This window comes from Paenibacillus zanthoxyli JH29 (assembly GCF_000520715.1).
In the GTDB taxonomy this organism is placed as follows: Bacteria; Bacillota; Bacilli; order Paenibacillales; family Paenibacillaceae; genus Paenibacillus_AQ; species Paenibacillus_AQ zanthoxyli.
Window position 1 is genome coordinate 1 of sequence record NZ_ASSD01000187.1, and the last position, 381, is coordinate 381.

The following is a 381-nucleotide window of genomic DNA, read 5'->3' on the forward strand; positions in this document are numbered from 1 at the left end:
CCGGCGGCGACCGGCCTGCCGCCGAGCAAGCCGCCGCCGTCACCATGTCCATTGTCGGCGACGACGAGCTTGGGACCATTCTGCCCCCCACCTCGGTAGAGGTAGAGGAGGGCGACAGCGCGCTGGATGTGCTGAAGCGGGTCACCCGGCAGCACAAAATCCAGATGGAATACCGAGGCGCAAGCGCGGCCGGTTACGTGGAAGGTATCGACAATCTGTATGAGATGGACAAGGGCGCGGAGAGCGGCTGGATGTACTGCGTGAACGGCAAGTTCCCGAGCGAGAGCGCCGGGGCTTACAAGCTGAAGCCGGGAGATACGGTCGAATGGCTGTATACGCTCGATATGGGCAAGGATCTGGGAGCCTCAAGATGAGCGGCTT

The 381-nt window shown here is 62.7% G+C and carries 1 protein-coding gene; it reads left to right on the plus strand.

The window, feature by feature from the left end; all coding sequences use genetic code 11:
- A partial coding sequence (locus L691_RS28180) for a DUF4430 domain-containing protein (RefSeq protein WP_025689715.1) occupies positions 1-374 on the plus strand: 374 nt, incomplete at its 5' end.
- Positions 375-381: the final 7 nt, after the last annotated feature.